Raw genomic sequence first — 18,730 nt, 5'->3', positions numbered from 1 at the left:
GAGAGGGGATAGGGAATAGGGAATAGGGAATAGGGAATAGGGAATAGTCGGTAGTCAGCAATTCGCGGCAGCCTTCACTACTGCCTACTGCCTACTGCCTACTGCCTCACGCCGCAAAGCGCTGCGCTTCCCCGCCATAATAGTTGACGTAGCGGGCGCCGATTTCCTTGACCGGCATCACCACGAACACATCGACGGTGGAGAACTCACGGTCGATGACGCAGCCGTCGCCGATGCGGGCGCCGACGCGCAGATAGCCCTTGACCAGCGGCGGCATGGCCGCGATCGCCGCCTTGGCGTTGACTGCCTCGATCGGCATCAGATCCATCGAGCAATAGCGGCCGGAGACCGCCCGCACATCCCAGGCGGAGTTGGTCCGGCAGTGATGGGCAAGGTAGGTGAGCGCCTCGGCATGCGCAGCCGGCACCGTGCCAGGGAACGAGGCACAACCGGTCATCACGCCGATCTCATAGTGGTTGATGTAGGCCCAGATGCCTTGCCACAGCGCCTCGATGGTGCGCTTCGAGCGGTATTCCGGCAGCACGCAGGAGCGGCCGAGCTCAAGGAAGCGCTGGCCGGGATGGCGGGCGATCAGCTTGGTCAGTTCGAACTCGCCTTCGGAATAGAAGCCGCCGGCGGTCGCCGCAATCTCTTGCCGCAGCAGGCGGTAAGTGCCGACGATGCGGCGATGCTCGGGGCCGGAGATCGAAGTGTCCAGCACGAGGAGATGGTCGCACAGCGGGTCGAAGCGGTCGGCGTCGCGCCGGTCCTGCGCCTGGAACAGGTCCTTCCTGGCGCCAAGCTCGTCATAAAACACCCGGTAGCGCACTTCCTGCGCGGCGGCGATCTCGGCCTCATTGCGGGCAAGCCGCACTTCGAGATTGCCGATACGGCCCAGCGGTGCGCCTGTTGCGACGGCATCGGCGTTCCGCGCGGCGAGCAAAGCGCCGCCTGCGCTGGGCCGAGTGTCACATTCCGGCATAACTGTATGCACGAGTGATTCTCCTTCGAGCCATCCCTCTTGGCACGGGGATACGGTGTAGGTGCAACAGGATTGTGACAGTACCGTGATACGGCGCGACGGGCAATACTTCGTCGGCTGGCGAAAACCCTCATTCGGCTACCTACGTGACGCGAGGATTTCTCCAGCGTCGCTTCAGGCGGCCACCTGGCCCTCGACGGCATGGACCAGCGCGTCGGGATCGAGCGGCTTGGTGACGAAGCCGCTGGCGCCATGGGCGAGCACGGCGTGGCGGGTCTTTTCCTGGCTGTCGGCCGAAAGCACCATGATTGGCACCGGCGGCACAGCCATTTCCTCTTCGTGGCGGCGGATGGCGGCGATCGCGTCCAGCCCGTCCATCACCGGCATGTGCAAATCCATCAGCACCACATCGAAGCGATTTTTCAGCCCGGCTTCGGTCACCGCCTCGACCGCGGCCTTGCCATTGCCGACCACTTTCACGCGATGTCCCGCCTTCAAAAGCGTGGCGCGGGCAAGCATGGCGTTGATGTCGTTGTCTTCGGCGATCAGCACCGACAAACCTTGCTGGCGCCCGCCATGGGCACGAAGCGAGGACGCGCCGGTCTTTTCCGGCTTGGGCGGCGGCAAGGCAGGGGCATGACTGGTCAGCAGCACGCGCAGCAGGGTTTCGCCGCGCACCGGCCTCGCCAGGAAGGTGGCGTAGCCGCTGGTGCGGAATTCGCCAAGCATGCCGCGGTCGGTCGGCGCGATCAGCGTGATCGCCTCGCAATCGGCAAAGCCACTCTGGCGCAGGCGCTTGAGCAGTCTGCCGTCGCCGTCCTCCAGGGCCGCGTCGATCAACAGCACATCGCAATGTTCGGCGAAGGGCGTCGCCTGGGAAGCGGTTGCGGCGACGTCGACGGCGCCGCCATGGGCGCGGATGGTGCGGGCGATGGCGTCGGCCTCGACGGCGTTCTTCGACACGATCACGGCGCGCCGGCCGGCCAGGATGTTCTGCCGGTTCTGCGGTGCTTCGGTTGCTCCTGCGGCCGGGATCTCGAAGACGAATTCCGATCCCTCGCCAAGCCGGCTCGACACCGAAATGGCACCGCCCATGGCGGCGACCAGGCGCCTCGATATGGCCAGACCGAGGCCGGCGCCGCCATGGGTGCGGGTCGAGGTGCCGTCGGACTGTTCGAACTCCTCGAAGATGCGCTCCATATCCTCTTCGCGCAGGCCAGGGCCGGTGTCGGCGACGGTGAAGCAGATGCGGTCGCTGGTCTCGGTGCGGGCCCGTGCAACCGAAACCAGCACGCCGCCGGTGTCGGTGAACTTGATCGCATTGCCGATCAGGTTGAGCAGCACCTGCCTGACTCTTCCCGGATCGGCCATGATCATCTGTGGCACGTCGGGCTCGACATGACAGCCGAGGCCGATGTTCTTGGCGAAGGCTTTCGCCGCCATCAGTTCGATGATGTTGTCGGCGATTTCGCGCAGCGATGTCGGCTGCGGCTCCGGGTCGAAACGGCCGGCCTCTATCTTGGAATAGTCGAGCAAATCCTCGATGAGCGCCAAAAGGGCGCTGGCCGAGGTCGAGACAGCGCCGACATAGGTGCGCTGCTCGGGCGACAGATTGGTGTCAGCCAGAAGCTTGGCCATGCCCATGATGCCGTTCATCGGCGTGCGGATCTCATGGCTGACGGTGGCGAGGAAGCGCGACTTGGCCTGGCTGGCATATTCGGCGCGCTCACGCGCGGTGATCAACGAGGATTCGGCGCGCTTGCGGGCGGTGATGTCACGGGCAATCGCCCGGTGCGAGACGGCGCCGCTATCCTTGTCGCGCACCGACAGTTCGATCCACGAGAACCAGCGCGGACCGTTCGGCGTGCGGATGGAGACGTCGGTGGAACTCAGGCATTCGTGATCCGAAAAGGCGGCGTCGGGAACGATACCGACATCGATGCCGAGGTCGGCCAGAGTCCTGCCGGCAAGGTCGCGCTGATCGGTTCCGACGAGGCCGGCGAAAACCATGTTGGCATAGACGATGTGGCCGTCGCGGTCGCGGTGGACGACGAGATCGCCGAGCGCATCGATCAGCCCGCGAAAACGCTCCTCGCTCTCCTGCATCTCCCACATGCGGTCGGCCAGCGTCTCGATCTCGGCGCGGCTGCGCGCGGCGGTTTCGTCGAGCAAGGCCGTCGCGCGGTGGACGGTGCGGCGGTTGCGCAGGTGCATGGCGACGCCGGCAACGCCTGTCGCCAGCAGGCCGAGGGTGATGAAGATCGGCGCACCGGTGAGGTGGGAGAGGCCCGCCAGCACGACACTGGCGACCACCGTCAGGAACGGCAGGCCCTCGGACGTGGGGCGCGGCAAATCCGGCGCCAGCGGCGGCGCGGCAACATGCTGCCGCTTGGGCGTCGCCGGGTTCGGCCCGTCGATGCTTTCGGCGCGGCTCTTCTCTTTCCTGGCGGACTCCGCGATCATGCGGAAATCCTTGCCAGATAGAGATTATGGAAAAGCGCGGCGGATCGTTCGAATTTTAGCGGTCATGCATTTTTGCCGCCCGTTCTGGCGGCTTCGGGGCCTCACATATCCACGACCATGCGCCCCCTGATCTTGCCCTCGACGATGTCGTGGGCGGCGGCGATGATGTCGTCGAAGCCGATGGTCGTCGACAGGCCGGCGAGCTTTTGCAGATCGAGATCGCTGCCGATGCGGCGCCAGGCTTCGAGGCGCACGGCCTTGGGCGCCATCACCGAATCGATGCCGAGCAGCGAGACGCCGCGCAGGATGAACGGGGCGACGCTCGACGGCAGATCCATGCCACCCGCCAGGCCGCAGGCGGCGACCGCGCCGCCATAGGCGGTCATCGACAGCACATTGGCCAGCGTGTGGCTGCCGACGGCATCGATGCCGCCGGCCCAGCGCTCCTTGGCCAGCGGCTTGGCCGGCTGGGAGAGTTCCTCGCGCGAAATCACTTCGGCGGCACCGAGGTCGATCAGATAGGAGCTTTCGGCGTTGCGGCCGGTCGAGGCGATGACGTGATAGCCAAGGCTGGACAGGATCGAGACCGCGACCGACCCAACGCCGCCGGCTGCACCCGTCACCACCACCGGGCCGCGATCCGGCAGGATGCCGTGCCGCTCCAGCGCCATGACGCTGAGCATGGCCGTATAGCCGGCGGTGCCGACCGCCATCGCATCGTGCGCGCTGATGCCGTCGGGCAACGGCACCAGCCAGTCGCCGTTGACGCGGGCGCGCCCGGCATAGGCGCCGAAATGCGTCTCGCCGACGCCCCAGCCATTGAGGATGACCTTGTCGCCCTTGCGCCAGTCGGCATGCGATGAGGAGAGGACGGTTCCGGCGAAATCGATGCCCGGCACCAGCGGCCAGCGGCGGATCACTGGCGCTTTCCCAGTGATGGCCAGCCCGTCCTTGTAGTTGACCGTCGTCGCCTCGACGGCGACAGTGACGTCGCCTTCCATCAGATCGGCTTCGCCGAAATCGACGACCTCCACCGACTGTTTCTTTTCGGCGTCGCGCGAAACGAGGATGGCTTTGAAGGTTTCAGGCATCTCTTCTCCTCGGCTTCGCAAAGGCTGGCGGTCGGCATTGGCTGGCTCTGGCCGAACTGTGCGGCGACCGTCCGGCGAGGTCAATTGGTCAAAAGAGTCGGGCCGTCAGGCTTCTGGGCCTTGCGGCTTGGCCTCGCGCCGCCAGCCGATGAACTCGTCGAAGACGACCAGCGCCGCGCCGACCGAAATGAAGGCATCGGCAAGGTTGAAGACGGCGAAGGACCATACCGGCGTGTGGAACAATATATAGTCGATGACGTGGCCGTAGACGGCGCGGTCGATCAGATTGCCGATCGCGCCGCCGATGATCAGGGCAAAGCCGATGCGGGCCAGCACATGGCCGGAGGGCGTGCGCGTCGCCAGATAAAGCACGAAGGCAACGACCACGACCGCGATGACGACCAGGCCGGTGTCGCCGAAGGACGAGAACATCGAGAAGGCGATGCCGGTATTGTAGGTGCGAAACAGCGCCAGGAATGGCACCAGGTCGAGCTTTTCCTGGAAGACGAGGCCGGTCTCGATCAGATGCTTTATCCACTGGTCTAGCGCGATTGCCACCACCACCAGCAGCGCATAGGGAGACCATGATTTCACGATGTGGCGTCCTCGGGGGCAAGTTTCAGCGCGCCGCGCCGAATCTCGAACAGCATGATTCCGGTGGCGACCGCCAAATTGAGTGAATCGGCGCGGCCGGCCTGCGGAATCCGCAGCAGCCGGTCGCAGCTTTCCGCCAGATTGTCGGGCAGGCCCTGCTGCTCATTGCCCATCATCAAGAGCACCGGTCCTCGGGAGAAATCGACCGAGCGGTAGTCGACCGCACCCTTCAGATGGGTGCCGACCACCAGGCCCGAGAAGCTGTTTCGCCAAGCCAGAAATGCTTCCGGCGTCGCCTTGGTCACCGGCACGGCGAAGATCGAGCCCATGGTGGCGCGCACGGTCTCGACAGAAAAAGGATCGGTAGTCTCGCCGACCAGGATGACGCCCTTGGCGCCGACGGCATCGACGGTGCGGATGACGGTGCCGAGATTGCCGGGATCGCGCACCCGGTCGAGCGCCACCCAGACGTCGCCGTCGTGAGCGCGGATGTCTCTTAGCGGCAGCAGTTTTTGCCGGAAGACGCCGACCACCATTTGCGGATTGTCACGGCGGGTGATGGCGACCAGCACTTTTTCGGACACTTCGAGCACGGTGCCGCCGGCGGCAACCGTGCGCGCCGCCACCTTTTCGACCGCCGCATTGCCGCGTCCGGCCTTGGCGAAAACCAGCGTCCTGATCGACCAGCCGAGGTCGAGGGCGTCGATGACCAGCTTCAGCCCTTCGGCCATGAAGGCGTTCTGCTGGTCGCGGAATTTCTTCTGGGCGAGCGCCTTGATGTCCTTGATCAGCGGATTGGCAAGGCTGGTGACTTCCTTGACCTGCCCGGGCGCACCTGCGTGCCGCTCATTCATTCGGGACTCCCGGGCATTCAGGTCTCCCGGGCATTCAGGCCACCCAGCGCGAAAACAGCGATGTCGACAGCGCCCGGCCGGCAGATTGCTCGCGGATGATCAGTTCGCCTGATTCAACGGTGCCGCCCATGCCGGCAAAGGTGTCGCGCATCAAGGCATGGATGGCGAAGAAGGAGGCGCGGATGGAATAGGCGGTCAGCACTATGGCGACCGGTTTCGGCGTCAGGATCGCGCGGCAAAGGTCGGTCAGGCCGGGCAGGTCCTCGAACAACTGCCAGACCTCGCCCTTGGGTCCGCGGCCATAGGCAGGCGGGTCGAACAGGATGATGTCGTAGCGGCTGCCGCGGCGCTCTTCGCGCTCGGCGAATTTCACTGCATCGTCGACGATCCAGCGGATCGGCTTGCTGCCGAGACCGGCCATTTCCTGGTTTTCGCGCGCCCAGCCGACCGCCTTCTTGGAGGCATCGACATGGGTGACCTCGGCGCCGGCGCGGGCGGCCACCAGAGACGCGAGCCCGGTATAGCCGAACAGGTTCAGCACCTTGATCGGGCGCTTGGCCGCCGCGATCAGGCTGGCCATATGGTCCCAGTGCGAAGCCTGCTCGGGGAAGACGCCGACATGGCGAAACGAGGTGAAGCGGCCGAGATAGTCGATGCCGTCATGCTTCATCGGCCAGGTCTCGCCCAGCGGTACCTTCGGGAACCGCCAGCGGCCGATGCCTTCCTCGTCGGTGTCGCCGGTGAAGATGGCGTCGGCGCGGTCCCAGTCCCTGGCCGGTAAGGCCTTTTGCCAGATCGCCTGTCCCTCGGGCCGCACGATGCGGTAGGGGCCGTATTGTTCGAGCTTCTCGCCGGCACCGCTGTCGAGCAGTGCATAATCCTGATTGGGCGCCACTTCGAGGATCACCGGCAGGCGCTCAGTGGGCAGGATGCCTTCGCGACGCGCCAGGATACGGGGGGCGGGCTTCGGATCAGACCGGTCGTCCGGTTTTGTTTCGTGGCGTTGCTGTCTGGCTTCGGGGCGGATTGGTACGGTCTCCGGCTGTGGCCGCGCATGTTCGGTCCTGCCTTTTGCGGGCGGACGGTTGTCGCTGCGTTTGTCGCGAAAAGACTTCAAGCAGGAGCGTCTCCGGAGGCGGCAGGCCGCTTTTGGCATAGGGTCACCGGCTGCGCAAACAAAATGGTCGAGCGTGCGAATGTCTGAGGTGGTGGACCTCGCTGAGGAAACAGGCAAATCTCGAATCATGTCCCGTTCCGAACGCCTGCTCGACCTGATCCAGATCCTGCGCCGGCATCGCCGGCCGGTGAGCGGTCGCACGCTTGCCGGCGAGATGGACGTTTCGATCCGAACGCTCTACCGCGACATTGCCACGCTGCAGGGGCAAGGCGCGCCGATCGAGGGCGAGGCTGGGCTGGGCTATGTGCTGAAACCCGGCTTCATGCTGCCGCCACTGATGTTCACCGACGAGGAGATCGAGGCCATCGTTCTGGGATCGCGTTGGGTTGCCAGACAACCGGACAAGCGGCTGTCGGCCGCCACCACCGACGCGCTGGCCAAGATCGCCGCTGTGCTGCCGGATGATCTGCGCGAGGACCTCGATGCGACCGCGCTTTTGGTCGGGCCGCACGGCGATGCTGTCGAAAGCATCGACCTTGGCCTGGTGCGCCAGGCGATCCGCAACGAGAGAAAACTCGGCTTTCTTTACCGCGATGCCGGCGGCGCGGCCTCCGAGCGCTTGATCTGGCCATTCGCGCTCGGCTTTTTCGACAAGGTGCGGGTGGTGGTGGCCTGGTGCGAGACGCGGCAGGATTTCAGACATTTTCGCGCCGACCGGATGTCGGGGCTCAACACCACGGATATCCGCTATCCACGTCGTCGGCAGGCGCTGCTGAAGGAATGGCGCGCGACGCTGGACGCACCGAAGCGCCAGCCCGGCGCTTAATGCTCCTTTCTACGCCCTCGCAAGCCGCTGCTGCCAGAATCTGACAGTGGGGTCACCTATGCTCCTCCAATCGAAACCCTGGAGAGCAGACATGAACACCCCCAATTTCGTCATCCTTTATGTCGACAGCCCGGAGCGGAGCGGCGCCTTCTACGGTGCGCTGCTGGGATGCCAGCCGGTGGAGACGTCGCCGACCTTCGTGCTGTTCGTGCTCGACAATGGCTTCAAGCTCGGCCTGTGGTCGCGCCACACCGTGGAGCCGGCGGCCGCAGCCGCGGGCGGCGGTGCGGAGCTCGTCTTCGCGTTGGACCGGCCTGATGCGGTGGACGCCGCTTACACGGACTGGGCAGGACGCGGCTTGACCATCCTGCAGACGCCGACCGACATGGACTTCGGCCGCACCTTCGTTGCGCTCGACCCAGACAAGCACCGGCTGCGCGTCTACTGGCTGAACGACGGAGAACAGGCCAATGGGGAACAGGCCATTGGAGAACAGAAATGAGTGCACACTGGATCGCGGTCGCTTCCGCCGAACATGTCCGGCGCGGCCGCGAGGCCGGCTTCATGCAGGTCAACCACGGCAAGGCGGCACCCTTGCGCCGCATCAAGCCCGGCGACGGTGTGGTCTACTACTCGCCGACCACAATTCTGCGAGAGAAAGACGGCCTGCAGGCCTTCACGGCAATCGGCACCGTGCGAGAAGGCGAGCCTTACCAGGGCGACATGGGCGGTGGCTTCACGCCATTCCGCAGGGATGTCGAATGGGCCAAGGCCGAGGAGGCGCCGATCAAGCCGCTGCTCGAGCAGTTCGACTTCACCGCGGGCAAATCGAACTGGGGTTATCAACTGCGCTTTGGCCTGTTCGAAATTACCGCGCATGATTTCGCGCTGATCGCCGAGGCGATGGGCGCTGCCATGAAGGCAGGCTGAAGCATCCAGCCGCCGGATCGGCAAGGCACCGTGACAAGGCTGCTGACACCAAGTTGTCAGCAGCCTTGTGCGACAAGCGATTGTCTTCAGATAGCGTCGCGCTTGCCCCAGGAGAATAAGATGGACTTCGTCTCGATCCGCATCATTACCGACCAGATCAAGCCCTTGGTGGCATTCTACGAGACGATCACCGGGCTTACCGCAACCTGGTTCACAGACGATTTCGCCGAACTGGCAACGCCGTCCTGCACACTGGCGATCGGCAGCACCCGCACGCTGGCCCTGTTCGGAACTGATGTGGCGCAGCCGGCCGCCAACCGCTCAGCGATCATCGAGTTTCGCGTCGCCGATGTTGATGCTGAGTACGGCAGGCTGGCGAAAATCATCGGCGATTTCGTACAGACGCCGACGACGATGCCATGGGGTAACCGGTCGCTGCTGCTGCGCGATCCCGATGGCAATCTGGTGAACTTCTTCACCCCGGTCAGCGCGGAAGCGATCAGGAAGTTCGATCGCAGCACCGGCGCCGAGGCTACTGCTTGAGCGCGTTGTAGACGGCAATGCCGGCGGCAAGGTCCTCAAGCGCGGCGCCGACCGACTTGAACAGCGTGACCTCAGTGGGGCTCTGCCGGCCCTGTTTTTCCCCGCGCGCCAGCTCATGCAGATCGGCGACGATGGCTTCCGGCTTCAGCACGCCGGAGGCGAGCGGCTGGACGATGTCGCCGGCTTCCTTGGTGGCGCCGGCGCGGGTGTCGACATAGACGCGGGCGCGCGCGATCGCGTCGTCGTCGCTCTCGCGCATGGTCGGCGTGAAGCCGCCGACCAGATCGGCATGCGCGCCCGGCTTGAGCAGCGCACCCTTGACCAGCGGCGTCGTCGTGATCGTCGCCGATGAGACGATGTCGGCCTCGGCGAGTTCGGCGTCGAGATCGCTTGCGGCCTCGGCGTTGAAACCGTCCGCGCGCAAATCGGCCGCGACCTTTTCGGCATTGGCGGGCGTGCGGTTCCAGATGCGGATGGTCTTGATCGGCCGCACCGCGGAGTGCGCCTTGGCGAGGAACGGCGACAGCGCGCCGGCGCCGACCACCAGAAGCCGCGATGCGTCCTCGCGGGCGAGATAGGAGGCGGCCAGCGCCGAGGCGCAAGCGGTGCGCCACTGTGTCAGCCGTTGGCCGTCGATCAGCGCTTCGGGCTCGCCGGTGGCGCCGTTGAGCAGGAGGTAGAGCCCCATTACCGCCGGTTTGCCGATGGCGTTGTTGTCGGGCGATACGGTGACGATCTTGACGCCGATATGACCCCCGACCGACGTGCCGGCCGCATGGAAGTCGGTCCACGCCGGCATCAAAAGCAGCGTGGATGTGGCACCGTCGGGCCGCTCGACCCCGTGATGATGGCGGACGGGTTGCACAGCACCCTCGCGGAAGGCCGCGCGCAATGTCTCGACCAGCCCGGGAAAGGTCAGCGCCTGGTCGACAGCGTCGGCCGAAATGGTCAGCATGCAAAACTCCGCGAAGATAAAAGCTTCGGCTTCAGGCCGTTGGCTTCGGCAGCGCCGGACCCTGGCCCGAGCCTTGCGGTGCGGCGGGTACCCGGCTGACCGCCTGGCGCAAATTCTCGGCCTCGACGCCGCGCTGGCGCGCCAGCTTGCGGTAGCGGCCCTGCTTGACCCAGGTCGCCAGGCTGCCGACGACCATGCCGATGGCGAGCGCCACGAACAGGAAGATGAACAGCGGCAAGGTCAGCGTCAATTTCGGATTGCCGGGGTTGAACGGGTCGAGCGTGAAGGCGACCAGCTCGCGGTTGGCGACGGCCAGCGCAATCAGGATGACGGCGAGCGGCACGAAGACCACGATAAGTATGAAGCGGTTCAACATAGAAATTCCCTGGAGAAGGCAGGCCTTGATAACGCCGGCGCGTTGGTCCGCGCCTACTTGCCGCCATTCAGCCTTTCACGCAATTCCTTGCCGGTCTTGAAGAACGGCACCCACTTCTCCTCGACCTCGACGGATTCGCCGGTGCGCGGGTTGCGGCCGGTGCGAGCAGGGCGATTTTTCACCGAAAAAGCGCCGAAGCCGCGCAATTCGACCCGGTTGCCTTCCGCCAGGGCATCGGTGATCTCGTCGAAGATCGCTCCCACGATGTTTTCGACGTCGCGCAGGAAAAGATGCGGGTTGCGCGTGGCAATGATCTGCACAAGCTCGGATTTGATCATCAGAAAGGTCCCCGTGAAAGCGCTGCGGTCAAATATCAGGATGATTTTATTTGCTTTTTTACTCGCCCCAACCGGCAGATCAAGGGTGCCAGACGGAAACGAGACCGTCAAGAAACAAGCGATCCGCGCCAATTTCGTGAAGCACGTCGCTGCCGGCCTCCGACAGGCCGAGCGCGCTGCCGACGCTGCGCGCTATTGCTTTCGAGAACAGGAAGCCGCCACGCCGCTCGGTGTCCTTCCATTCCACCACCTTGAGCTTGGCGTCGACACCCTTGGTCGCCAGCCAGTCGATCGCCACGCTCTCGCCGCCGACAGCGTCGATCAGACCGTTGGCAAGGCCCTGGCGGCCGGTGAAGATCGAGCCGTCGGCAAGGGCCAGTGCCTGATCGCGGGTCATTTTGCGGCGCTCGGCGACGATGCCGACGAACCAGTCATAGCTGTCGAGGATGAGCTTGCGGACCATGGCTCGCTCGTCTTCATTGGTCGGCTTGAAGGGCGAGGGCGATGCCTTCAGCGGCGAGGATTTCACTTCCTCGAGCTTTATGCCGACCTTGTCCATCAGACCGCTGACATCGGGATACTGGATGAGCACACCGATCGAGCCGACGATCGACGTCTTGCGGGCAACGATATGGTCGCTGGCACTGGCGATCATGTAGCCGGCCGATGCGGCCAGCGTGCCGACCTCGGCCACCACCGGCTTGTCGGCGGCAAGCTTGCGCACCTCCTCGTAGATCGATTCGCCGCCGACCGTGGTGCCGCCGGGCGAATCGATCGCCAGGATGACGCCCTTGACCTGCGAGGATGTGCGGATGGTTTCCAGCCGCTTGATCAGTTCCTCGTCCTCGGTGATGGTGCCTTCGATCCTGACCTTGGCGATGTGGTCGACGGAAGAACCGCCGAGGTCGCCCCCATAGAACCAGCTTGCAAGCGCAATCACCCCAAGGGCCACGATGGCAATGGCGGCGCCGCGCCAGAAGGTCAGCTTGCGCCGCAAGCGGCGGCGGTCGATCAGGTCGTCGGCTCTCAGTGCCATGGTCTGCCTCACAGTCGGTGGGAAGCGATGCTTTTAAAGCAAGCGTCCGCGCCCGGCTACCTCTTCCTCAAGAGCGTGCGACGAAGCGACCATCACGACGGAGGCATTTCAGGAAAAAATGACGCGGCGCGTTCGTTTCTGCTATGAAGTGACGAAATTGTGTCGCCTGAGTTCCGTCTGTAAAACAGCGGCCGTCACATTTTTGCGGTTTTCCTCCGCTTGTGCTTGCTTGCGGGGGCCGGCAACCCACCTATAGCAGGTGTTTTGGCGGACAAGGGTTTATTAGAAGTCAGTCATGCTTGCGCGATCGAACGAACCGACCAATGCCGATGCGGCCTTGGCGCCCACGGCGCCAGCGGGCACGCGCGGCGACGCCTTCGACCGCGCCCAGCGCCACTCGCGCCGCGTGCGCGTGCTTAAGTTCGCCGTGCCGGTGCTTGCCGCCGGGATCGCGGTTGCGTTTCCGGTCTATTCCTATCTGGCGGCGCCGATCAACATTTCGATACAGGCAGACGGCACCGCTTTCGCGGATGGCAAGCTGGTGATGGCCAATCCGAAGCTCAACGGCTTCACCAAGGACAAGCTGCCCTATTCGCTGACGGCCTTGCGCGCCATCCAGGATGTCGGCAAGCAGGACATCATCGAACTCGAAGGCATCCATGCCAAATTGCCGCTGACGGCCGACAATGTGGCGACCGTCGACGCCAAGCGCGGCATCTACAACAGAAACGCCAACACGATGGACATGACCAGCGACGTTACCGTCACCACCACCGACGGCGTCGCTGCCATCTTCAAATCGGTCTTCCTCGATATGGGCAAAGGCTCTATGAAGACAGGGGATGCGGTCGATGTCAGCCGTAACGGCTCGCGGATCACCGCGGGTTCGATGTCGGTCGAGGAGAATGGCAAGGTTGTCGTTTTTGAAAATAAAGTAAGCGTCCACATCGATCCGGCCACTATGAAGGCGGCAGAGGCAAAGAGCGGAGAATCGAATGCGTCCCAGTAATTCGGCACGGCTTGTCGCCGCAGCTTCGGCCTTGCTGTTGCTGGGTATGGCGTCGTCCTGGGCTCAGTCCAGCGCCAGCAGCCAATCCGGGCTCAAACTGTCGGGCGACCAGCCGATCCAGATCGAGAGCGACAAACTTGAGGTCCGCCAGGCCGACAGCATGGCGCTGTTCAGCGGCAACGTCACCGTCACGCAAGGGCCAACGCTGCTCAAGGCCGGCAGCATGGAGGTCTACTACGTCAAGGACCCCAACGCCGCCAAAGGTGCTGCCGCCGGCGCTTCGGCGATGACCGGTTCGGCCAATATCGACCATCTGGTGGTCAAGAACAAAGTCTACATCAAGTCGAATGACCAGATCGCCACCGGCGACAACGCCACGTTCGACATGAAGACGCAGGTGCTTGTTCTGTCGGGCAAGGAGGTCGTCTTGTCCCAAGGACCCAACGTCCTCAAGGGCTGCAAGCTCACCGTGCAGATGAAAAGCGGCCTTGCTCAGGTCGATGGCTGCGGCGGGCGCGTCATCATGTCGATGACGCCGCCACCGAAATCCGAGGCCCCGAAGCCCGAATGACTGGCGTATCTTCGCTGCTGACCCGCCTTCCGGGACGGGCGGCCAGTAAACTTGCAGCACCGGCCACGGTCACCGTCGATTCCGCGAAGTTCAAGGGCACCCTGATCGCCAAGGGTCTGACCAAGAGCTACAAGGGCCGCAAGGTGGTCAGCGGTGTCACCATCGGCGTGCGCGCCGGCGAGGCTGTCGGGCTGCTCGGGCCGAACGGCGCCGGCAAGACCACCTGTTTCTACATGGTCACCGGCCTGGTGCCGGTCGATGAGGGAACGATCGAGATCGACGGTTTCGACGTCACCTCGATGCCGATGTACCGCCGCGCCCGCCTCGGCATCGGCTATTTGCCGCAGGAAGCCTCGATCTTCCGCGGCCTGAATGTCGAGCAGAACATCCGCGCCGTGCTCGAAGTGGTTGAGAAGGACCGCAAGGTGCGCGAGCGCAATCTCGACGAACTGCTCGAGGAATTTCACATCAGCCATCTGCGGAAGTCGCCGTCCATGTCGCTGTCGGGTGGCGAGCGGCGGCGTCTTGAGATCGCCCGAGCTTTGGCGACGCGCCCGGCCTACATGCTGCTCGACGAGCCGTTCGCCGGCATCGACCCGATTGCCGTCGCCGACATCCAGCAGCTGGTTCGTCATCTAACGGCGCGCGGCATCGGCGTGCTGATTACCGACCACAATGTGCGCGAAACGCTCGGCCTCATCGACCGCGCCTACATCATCCATGCCGGCCAGGTGCTGACTCATGGCCGTGCCGACGAGGTGGTGGCGAACCCCGATGTGCGCCGGCTCTACCTCGGCGAAGGTTTCACGCTCTGAGCGTGAAATTTGTTTCCTGACGTGATTTTTGCCGCCCCGCCGGGCTTTTTTCTCCGATTTTGCGTGAGATAATGCTTCGGTAGGGGCCTTTTGCCATCGTTCGCCTTGACAAGCAAAAGCCGGGCCAGTTTCTATGGAAGGTCGGAAAAATTCATTTTCCGGCAGCTTCTGATGTGTAGGCTTCCGGGTGCAGAAGGGCGTTTGAAACCGAACCATGGCGTTGGCGGCGAAACTACAGCTACGACAATCCCAGTCGCTGGTGATGACGCCGCAGCTGATGCAGTCGATCAGGCTGTTGCAGCTCACCCATGTCGAGCTCGACCACTTCATCGACGACGAGATCGAGCGCAATCCGCTGCTGGAGCGCGCCGAGCCCCAGGATGACGCCGCAAGCGACCAGGTGCAGAAGGGCGATGCCGCTCCTGAGCCTGCCGCCGATGGCGACTGGTTCGAAAACGAGACGGCGTGGAGCGCCGAAGCGATCTCCGACAAGCTCGACAGCTCGCTGGAAAATCTGTTCCCCGACGATCCCGGCACCAGCGAGCGGCTCGGTCCGGACCTGACGGCGCAGTGGAAGTCGGCCACCGGCAATAGTTCGTCCGGTTCTTCCGAAGGCTTCGACGTCGGCGACATGGCCGCCGCGGCGATCACGCTGCGCCAGCATGTCGGCGAGCAGATCGCGCTTGCCTTTGCCGATCCGGCCGCAAGGCTGATCGCAGCCGAACTGGCCGACGGCCTGGACGAGGCCGGCTATCTGCGCGCCGATCCCGCCGAGATCGCCAAACGGCTCGGCGCCGATCAGGCGGTGGTGGCCAAGGTGCTGGCAGCCTGCCACACATTCGAGCCGGTCGGCCTGTTTGCGCGCGACCTTGCCGAATGCCTGTCGCTGCAACTTGCCATGCGCGATCGTCTCGATCCGGCGATGAAAACGCTGATCGGCAACCTCGAACTCCTGGCGCGGCGCGATTTCCAGACGCTGAAGCGGCTTTGCGGGGTTGACGAGGAGGATCTTCTCGACATGCTGGCCGAAATCCGCGCGCTCGATCCGCGTCCGGGCACGGCATTTTCAGGCGGCGCCAGCGATGCCATCGTCGCCGATGTCGAAGTCCGTGCCGCCAATGACGGTAGCTGGACGGTCGAGCTCAATGCCGAGACGCTGCCGCGCGTGCTGGTCGATCACATCTATTTCGCCCAGGTCTCGCCGCATGCGAAGAATCAGGCGGAGAAGGATTTCCTGGCCGAATGCCTGCAGAATGCCAACTGGCTGACGCGGAGCCTCGACCAGCGGGCAAAGACGATCCTGAAAGTGGCGTCGGAAATCGTGCGCCAGCAGGACGCTTTTCTCGTCCATGGCGTGCGCCAGCTCAGGCCGCTCAACCTGCGCACGGTGGCCGATGCCATCGGCATGCATGAATCGACCGTCAGCCGGGTGACGGCCAACAAATACATGCTGACGCCGCGTGGCGTGTTCGAGCTGCGTTATTTCTTCACGGCTTCGATCGCGGCGTCGGGCGGCGGTGATGCGCATTCCTCGGAAGCGGTGCGCGACCGCATCAAGCAGCTGATCGACGAGGAAAAGCCCGCCGATGTGCTGTCCGATGACGCAATCGTCGATATGTTGAAGGAAAGCGGCGTCGATATTGCCCGGCGCACGGTGGCCAAGTACCGGGAGGGTATGAATATTCCCTCGTCGGTGCAGCGGCGGCGTGAAAAGCGCGCTCTGGCGAGCGCGGGGCGCTAGCTCTGCTTGCCCGGCAAGGCTTTTGCTATGGTTGGATCTCCACAACTTTCGACCTTAAAGCGCGTCGCGCTGAAACGGATTCATGCGACGCGCTTTAAGTCTTTGTTTTGATGCATGTCGTTGTCCCAGAACCGCAGCGCACTTCTGGGCGACATGCATTAATTGACAAGCTGCAATGAAGTGTCTAGAAGCCCGCCCGCATGAGACGGGCTCGCGGCCCGCATGCGGATGGTCCGTCACGATGAAGGCCACGGGACGGCCAAGAAGGCGGATTGTGATCAACCGGAAAGTTCGGATCTAAAATCGGCGCGAGTTGACGCCGCAAAGCTTGTGCGCACGGATCACGAGTATAAACTCTGGCCAGTTTGAAGCCTGAGCAAGGAAGGTCAGTTTTCAGATGAAATTGCGCATATCGGGTAAACACATGGATATCGGCGATGCGTTGCGTACGCGCATTACCGATCGTGTCGGCGAGGCGATTGGAAAATATTTCGATCGCGGTTTTTCAGGGCACGTCACGGTCATCAAATCGGGGTCGCGTTACTCGGCCGATTGCATGATCAGGCTGGATTCCGGCGCTTCGCTGCAGGCAACCGGCGATTCCCAGGATCCGACACTTGCCTTCGAGGCGGCCGCGGACCGCCTCGAAACCAGGCTGCGGCGCTACAAACGCCGTCTGAAATCGCACAATTCAGGCACTGGAAATGGTGAAATCACCGACATCGCCTATACGGTGATGGCGCCGCTGACCGATGACGATGAGGACATTCCGGAGGACTACGCCCCGGCCATCGTCGCCGAATCAACCATGACGCTGCAGACCATGTCGGTGGCGTCGGCGGTTATCGAACTCGACACCAAGGACAGCCCGGTTTTCGTCTTCCGCAACGCCGGAAACGACCACCTCAACATCGTCTATCGGCGGCCGGACGGAAATATCGGCTGGATCGACCCGTCGACGACCAAAGTCGCACAGGCGTGACGACAACGACAATGGTCGCGCAGGTGACGACAATGGTCGCACAGGGATAATAGCCAGCCGCGCGAGGGGCGAGGACTGGCGACGGCAGGCGAATAAGGGATTTCAAACATGGATCTGAGCGATCTTCTCAACGTTCCGGCGATCTTGCCGGCGTTGAAGGCGAACTCCAAAAAGCAGCTTCTGCAGTTGCTGTCCGAGAGAGCGGCGGCGATTTCCGGCATTCCGGAGCGCGAAGTGTTCGACACCATCCTGCAGCGCGAACGGCTGGGCTCCACCGGCGTCGGCAACGGCATTGCCATTCCGCACGGGAAGCTCGCCGGGGTGAAGCGCATCGCCGGTGTCTTTGCCCGGCTGGAGACGCCGGTCGATTTCGAGGCCCTGGATGACCAGCCGGTAGATCTGGTGTTCTTGCTGCTGGCCCCGGAAGGCGCCGGCGCCGATCACCTCAAGGCACTGTCGCGCATCGCCAGGGTTTTGCGCGACGCCGACACGGTGGCCAAGATCAGGGGCACGCGCGACGCGGTCGCCATCCACGCGCTGCTTTCGGACACGCAGGCCTCGCACGCCGCCTGAAGTTCTTCGGATTTAAATCTTCCAGGGGCCGCCGAAGGCGGCCCTCTCCATTTCAACCGCCAGCAGTCGCCTTAGTGAATGGCGACAGTGGTCAGGTCGTTTTCCATGGCGCCGGCCAAAGCCCGGTCTTTCGCATCCGAAAGCAGGATCGGCTGGCCGTTGGCGGCAAACAGGGCCCACAGGACCATACCGGGCGCTATTTCGCCGAGGTTGGGGAAGCGCCCGAGCAATTCGTCGCTCGAGACCTTGCGGAGATAAGCGACCGAGCCTTCGCCGAGATGGGCGAATTCGCCGCTGGTCATGGTGATGGTTTCGTCAGTTCTGGTCATTTCAAGCCTCCTTGGCGCGAGGACGCCGCTCAAGGCCATCCCGCATGAGAGCCATCGGTAAAGATCAGTCTTTCACCGATATATTTATTTTCCGTACCAGCCGTTCGGTATCCGGCCGATCGAGATCGATCGACAAAAGGCCGTTCTTCAGTTCCGCTGCGATCACCCGCATGCCGTCGGCCAGCACGAAACAGCGCTGGAATTGGCGCGCGGCGATGCCGCGATGGAGGAATTCGCGCTCGGTGTCGTCGGTTTGACGGCCGCGCACGACCAACTGGTTTTCCTCCGTGGTGACATCGAGATCGCTTTCGGCGAAACCCGCGACAGCCAGCGTAATGCGCAGCCTTTCGGCCTTGCCGTCGGCACCGATGAGGCGCTCGATGTTGTAGGGAGGATAACTGTCACCGGATTTCGCCAGTCGTTCCAGGGTCTTTTCCATGGCATCGAAACCAAGGAGAAGCGGGCTGGAGAAGGGCGTCATTCGGCTCATGTTACACTGTCCTCTTTGGAGCGACATAAACTGGAAAAACCCGGATGGCATTTTTCCCGATGGTCTTGATATGGTCCGCGCCGCGGCCAAGTTCAAGCCGCCGAACACCCCCGCC

22 protein-coding genes are annotated in these 18,730 nt (G+C 63.5%); 10 read left to right on the top strand and 12 right to left on the bottom strand.

What is annotated here, in order from left to right; translation table 11 throughout:
- Positions 1 to 106 precede the first annotated feature (106 nt).
- The 6 genes from olsB to NKI96_RS04760 form a co-directional block, all read right to left on the bottom strand.
- Positions 107 to 982 carry a l-ornithine N(alpha)-acyltransferase gene (olsB, locus tag NKI96_RS04785; RefSeq protein ID WP_023683057.1) on the bottom strand — a complete coding sequence of 292 codons (876 nt, stop codon included), beginning with the start codon at positions 980 to 982 and terminating at the stop codon, positions 107 to 109.
- Positions 983 to 1,156: 174 nt separating this feature from the next.
- On the bottom strand, positions 1,157 to 3,445 hold the full coding sequence (locus tag NKI96_RS04780) for a response regulator (protein WP_352803140.1): 2,289 nt from the start codon (positions 3,443 to 3,445) through the stop codon (positions 1,157 to 1,159).
- A 101-nt stretch (positions 3,446 to 3,546) separates the two neighbouring features.
- Positions 3,547 to 4,536, bottom strand: coding sequence for an acrylyl-CoA reductase (NADPH) (acuI, locus tag NKI96_RS04775; protein ID WP_023740833.1), 990 nt, complete (start codon positions 4,534 to 4,536; stop codon positions 3,547 to 3,549).
- Between the two features lie 105 nt (positions 4,537 to 4,641).
- Entirely contained in the window at positions 4,642 to 5,130 is a 489-nt protein-coding gene (gene lspA / locus NKI96_RS04770; RefSeq protein ID WP_023669760.1) for a signal peptidase II, read from the bottom strand.
- Entirely contained in the window at positions 5,127 to 5,984 is an 858-nt protein-coding gene (locus NKI96_RS04765) for a TrmH family RNA methyltransferase (protein WP_023683061.1), read from the bottom strand. Before NKI96_RS04765 ends, lspA begins: the two co-directional genes overlap by 4 nt.
- A gap of 34 nt (positions 5,985 to 6,018) precedes the next feature.
- On the bottom strand, positions 6,019 to 7,101 hold the full coding sequence (locus NKI96_RS04760) for an RsmD family RNA methyltransferase (RefSeq protein WP_352544908.1): 1,083 nt from the start codon (positions 7,099 to 7,101) through the stop codon (positions 6,019 to 6,021).
- 127 nt (positions 7,102 to 7,228) lie between these two features.
- On the opposite strand from NKI96_RS04760, the gene NKI96_RS04755 reads away from it, so the two are divergent.
- The 4 genes from NKI96_RS04755 to NKI96_RS04740 all read left to right on the top strand — a co-directional run bounded on the left by NKI96_RS04755 (position 7,229) and on the right by NKI96_RS04740 (position 9,400).
- A complete protein-coding gene (locus NKI96_RS04755) occupies positions 7,229 to 7,927 on the top strand; it encodes a helix-turn-helix transcriptional regulator (protein ID WP_352803137.1) in 699 nt (232 codons plus the stop codon).
- 91 nt (positions 7,928 to 8,018) lie between these two features.
- Positions 8,019 to 8,429, top strand: coding sequence for a VOC family protein (locus NKI96_RS04750; RefSeq protein WP_352803134.1), 411 nt, complete (start codon positions 8,019 to 8,021; stop codon positions 8,427 to 8,429).
- A complete protein-coding gene (locus NKI96_RS04745) occupies positions 8,426 to 8,857 on the top strand; it encodes an EVE domain-containing protein (protein ID WP_352544910.1) in 432 nt (143 codons plus the stop codon). The genes NKI96_RS04750 and NKI96_RS04745 overlap by 4 nt, the downstream gene beginning before the upstream one ends.
- 120 nt (positions 8,858 to 8,977) lie before the next feature.
- Positions 8,978 to 9,400 (top strand): VOC family protein, encoded by a 423-nt coding sequence (locus NKI96_RS04740; RefSeq protein WP_023712336.1) that lies wholly within the window; start codon positions 8,978 to 8,980, stop codon positions 9,398 to 9,400.
- On the opposite strand, the gene lhpI is transcribed toward NKI96_RS04740, so the two are convergent.
- The 4 genes from lhpI to sppA form a co-directional block, all read right to left on the bottom strand.
- Entirely contained in the window at positions 9,390 to 10,355 is a 966-nt protein-coding gene (lhpI, locus tag NKI96_RS04735; protein WP_023712337.1) for a bifunctional Delta(1)-pyrroline-2-carboxylate/Delta(1)-piperideine-2-carboxylate reductase, read from the bottom strand. The genes NKI96_RS04740 and lhpI overlap by 11 nt on opposite strands.
- 31 nt (positions 10,356 to 10,386) lie before the next feature.
- Positions 10,387 to 10,731 carry a lipopolysaccharide assembly protein LapA domain-containing protein gene (locus NKI96_RS04730; RefSeq protein ID WP_023698203.1) on the bottom strand — a complete coding sequence of 115 codons (345 nt, stop codon included), beginning with the start codon at positions 10,729 to 10,731 and terminating at the stop codon, positions 10,387 to 10,389.
- 53 nt (positions 10,732 to 10,784) lie between these two features.
- Positions 10,785 to 11,069 (bottom strand): integration host factor subunit beta, encoded by a 285-nt coding sequence (locus tag NKI96_RS04725; RefSeq protein ID WP_006200394.1) that lies wholly within the window; start codon positions 11,067 to 11,069, stop codon positions 10,785 to 10,787.
- A gap of 79 nt (positions 11,070 to 11,148) precedes the next feature.
- Positions 11,149 to 12,105 carry a signal peptide peptidase SppA gene (gene sppA, locus NKI96_RS04720; RefSeq protein ID WP_023698204.1) on the bottom strand — a complete coding sequence of 319 codons (957 nt, stop codon included), beginning with the start codon at positions 12,103 to 12,105 and terminating at the stop codon, positions 11,149 to 11,151.
- 295 nt (positions 12,106 to 12,400) lie between these two features.
- Between sppA and lptC the strand changes: the two genes are divergently transcribed.
- The 6 genes from lptC (at position 12,401) to ptsN (ending at position 17,796) form a co-directional block, all read left to right on the top strand.
- Positions 12,401 to 13,114, top strand: coding sequence for an LPS export ABC transporter periplasmic protein LptC (lptC, locus tag NKI96_RS04715; protein WP_023712338.1), 714 nt, complete (start codon positions 12,401 to 12,403; stop codon positions 13,112 to 13,114).
- Positions 13,101 to 13,685 (top strand): LptA/OstA family protein, encoded by a 585-nt coding sequence (locus NKI96_RS04710; RefSeq protein WP_023814707.1) that lies wholly within the window; start codon positions 13,101 to 13,103, stop codon positions 13,683 to 13,685. The genes lptC and NKI96_RS04710 overlap by 14 nt, the downstream gene beginning before the upstream one ends.
- Positions 13,682 to 14,500 carry an LPS export ABC transporter ATP-binding protein gene (lptB, locus tag NKI96_RS04705; protein ID WP_023700100.1) on the top strand — a complete coding sequence of 273 codons (819 nt, stop codon included), beginning with the start codon at positions 13,682 to 13,684 and terminating at the stop codon, positions 14,498 to 14,500. Before NKI96_RS04710 ends, lptB begins: the two co-directional genes overlap by 4 nt.
- A gap of 214 nt (positions 14,501 to 14,714) precedes the next feature.
- Positions 14,715 to 16,241 (top strand): RNA polymerase factor sigma-54, encoded by a 1,527-nt coding sequence (rpoN, locus tag NKI96_RS04700; RefSeq protein ID WP_023735117.1) that lies wholly within the window; start codon positions 14,715 to 14,717, stop codon positions 16,239 to 16,241.
- 397 nt (positions 16,242 to 16,638) lie between these two features.
- The gene (gene hpf, locus NKI96_RS04695; RefSeq protein WP_023683071.1) at positions 16,639 to 17,223 is read left to right on the top strand and encodes a ribosome hibernation-promoting factor, HPF/YfiA family; all 585 of its coding nucleotides are present in this window, start codon (positions 16,639 to 16,641) and stop codon (positions 17,221 to 17,223) included.
- Positions 17,224 to 17,331: 108 nt separating this feature from the next.
- Complete coding sequence (ptsN, locus tag NKI96_RS04690; RefSeq protein WP_023669743.1) at positions 17,332 to 17,796, top strand: PTS IIA-like nitrogen regulatory protein PtsN; 465 nt, start codon at positions 17,332 to 17,334, stop codon at positions 17,794 to 17,796.
- Positions 17,797 to 17,867: 71 nt separating this feature from the next.
- On the opposite strand, the gene NKI96_RS04685 is transcribed toward ptsN, so the two are convergent.
- Positions 17,868 to 18,125 carry a BQ00720 family protein gene (locus NKI96_RS04685; protein WP_023683072.1) on the bottom strand — a complete coding sequence of 86 codons (258 nt, stop codon included), beginning with the start codon at positions 18,123 to 18,125 and terminating at the stop codon, positions 17,868 to 17,870.
- A gap of 64 nt (positions 18,126 to 18,189) precedes the next feature.
- Positions 18,190 to 18,615, bottom strand: a complete 426-nt coding sequence (locus NKI96_RS04680; RefSeq protein ID WP_352803129.1) for an Hsp20 family protein — start codon at positions 18,613 to 18,615, stop codon at positions 18,190 to 18,192.
- Positions 18,616 to 18,730: the final 115 nt, after the last annotated feature.

It is taken from the genome of Mesorhizobium sp. M0292 (assembly GCF_040321695.1).
Taxonomy (GTDB): Bacteria; Pseudomonadota; Alphaproteobacteria; order Rhizobiales; family Rhizobiaceae; genus Mesorhizobium.
Note: the sequence above shows the minus strand (reverse complement) of the source record. Positions and strands in the feature narration are given on the sequence as shown.

Coding starts and splice junctions, on each gene's coding strand:
- NKI96_RS04680 (WP_352803129.1), bottom strand. CDS start 18,615: ATGAGCCGAATGACGCCCTTCTCCAGCCCGCTTCTCCTTGGTTTCGAT.
- NKI96_RS04730 (WP_023698203.1), bottom strand. CDS start 10,731: ATGTTGAACCGCTTCATACTTATCGTGGTCTTCGTGCCGCTCGCCGTC.
- NKI96_RS04725 (WP_006200394.1), bottom strand. CDS start 11,069: ATGATCAAATCCGAGCTTGTGCAGATCATTGCCACGCGCAACCCGCAT.
- NKI96_RS04765 (WP_023683061.1), bottom strand. CDS start 5,984: ATGAATGAGCGGCACGCAGGTGCGCCCGGGCAGGTCAAGGAAGTCACC.
- rpoN (WP_023735117.1), top strand. CDS start 14,715: ATGGCGTTGGCGGCGAAACTACAGCTACGACAATCCCAGTCGCTGGTG.
- acuI (WP_023740833.1), bottom strand. CDS start 4,536: ATGCCTGAAACCTTCAAAGCCATCCTCGTTTCGCGCGACGCCGAAAAG.
- NKI96_RS04685 (WP_023683072.1), bottom strand. CDS start 18,125: ATGACCAGAACTGACGAAACCATCACCATGACCAGCGGCGAATTCGCC.
- NKI96_RS04740 (WP_023712336.1), top strand. CDS start 8,978: ATGGACTTCGTCTCGATCCGCATCATTACCGACCAGATCAAGCCCTTG.
- hpf (WP_023683071.1), top strand. CDS start 16,639: ATGAAATTGCGCATATCGGGTAAACACATGGATATCGGCGATGCGTTG.
- NKI96_RS04750 (WP_352803134.1), top strand. CDS start 8,019: ATGAACACCCCCAATTTCGTCATCCTTTATGTCGACAGCCCGGAGCGG.
- NKI96_RS04755 (WP_352803137.1), top strand. CDS start 7,229: ATGTCCCGTTCCGAACGCCTGCTCGACCTGATCCAGATCCTGCGCCGG.
- olsB (WP_023683057.1), bottom strand. CDS start 982: ATGCCGGAATGTGACACTCGGCCCAGCGCAGGCGGCGCTTTGCTCGCC.
- NKI96_RS04710 (WP_023814707.1), top strand. CDS start 13,101: ATGCGTCCCAGTAATTCGGCACGGCTTGTCGCCGCAGCTTCGGCCTTG.
- lptB (WP_023700100.1), top strand. CDS start 13,682: ATGACTGGCGTATCTTCGCTGCTGACCCGCCTTCCGGGACGGGCGGCC.
- sppA (WP_023698204.1), bottom strand. CDS start 12,105: ATGGCACTGAGAGCCGACGACCTGATCGACCGCCGCCGCTTGCGGCGC.
- lhpI (WP_023712337.1), bottom strand. CDS start 10,355: ATGCTGACCATTTCGGCCGACGCTGTCGACCAGGCGCTGACCTTTCCC.
- lptC (WP_023712338.1), top strand. CDS start 12,401: ATGCTTGCGCGATCGAACGAACCGACCAATGCCGATGCGGCCTTGGCG.
- NKI96_RS04780 (WP_352803140.1), bottom strand. CDS start 3,445: ATGATCGCGGAGTCCGCCAGGAAAGAGAAGAGCCGCGCCGAAAGCATC.
- NKI96_RS04745 (WP_352544910.1), top strand. CDS start 8,426: ATGAGTGCACACTGGATCGCGGTCGCTTCCGCCGAACATGTCCGGCGC.
- ptsN (WP_023669743.1), top strand. CDS start 17,332: ATGGATCTGAGCGATCTTCTCAACGTTCCGGCGATCTTGCCGGCGTTG.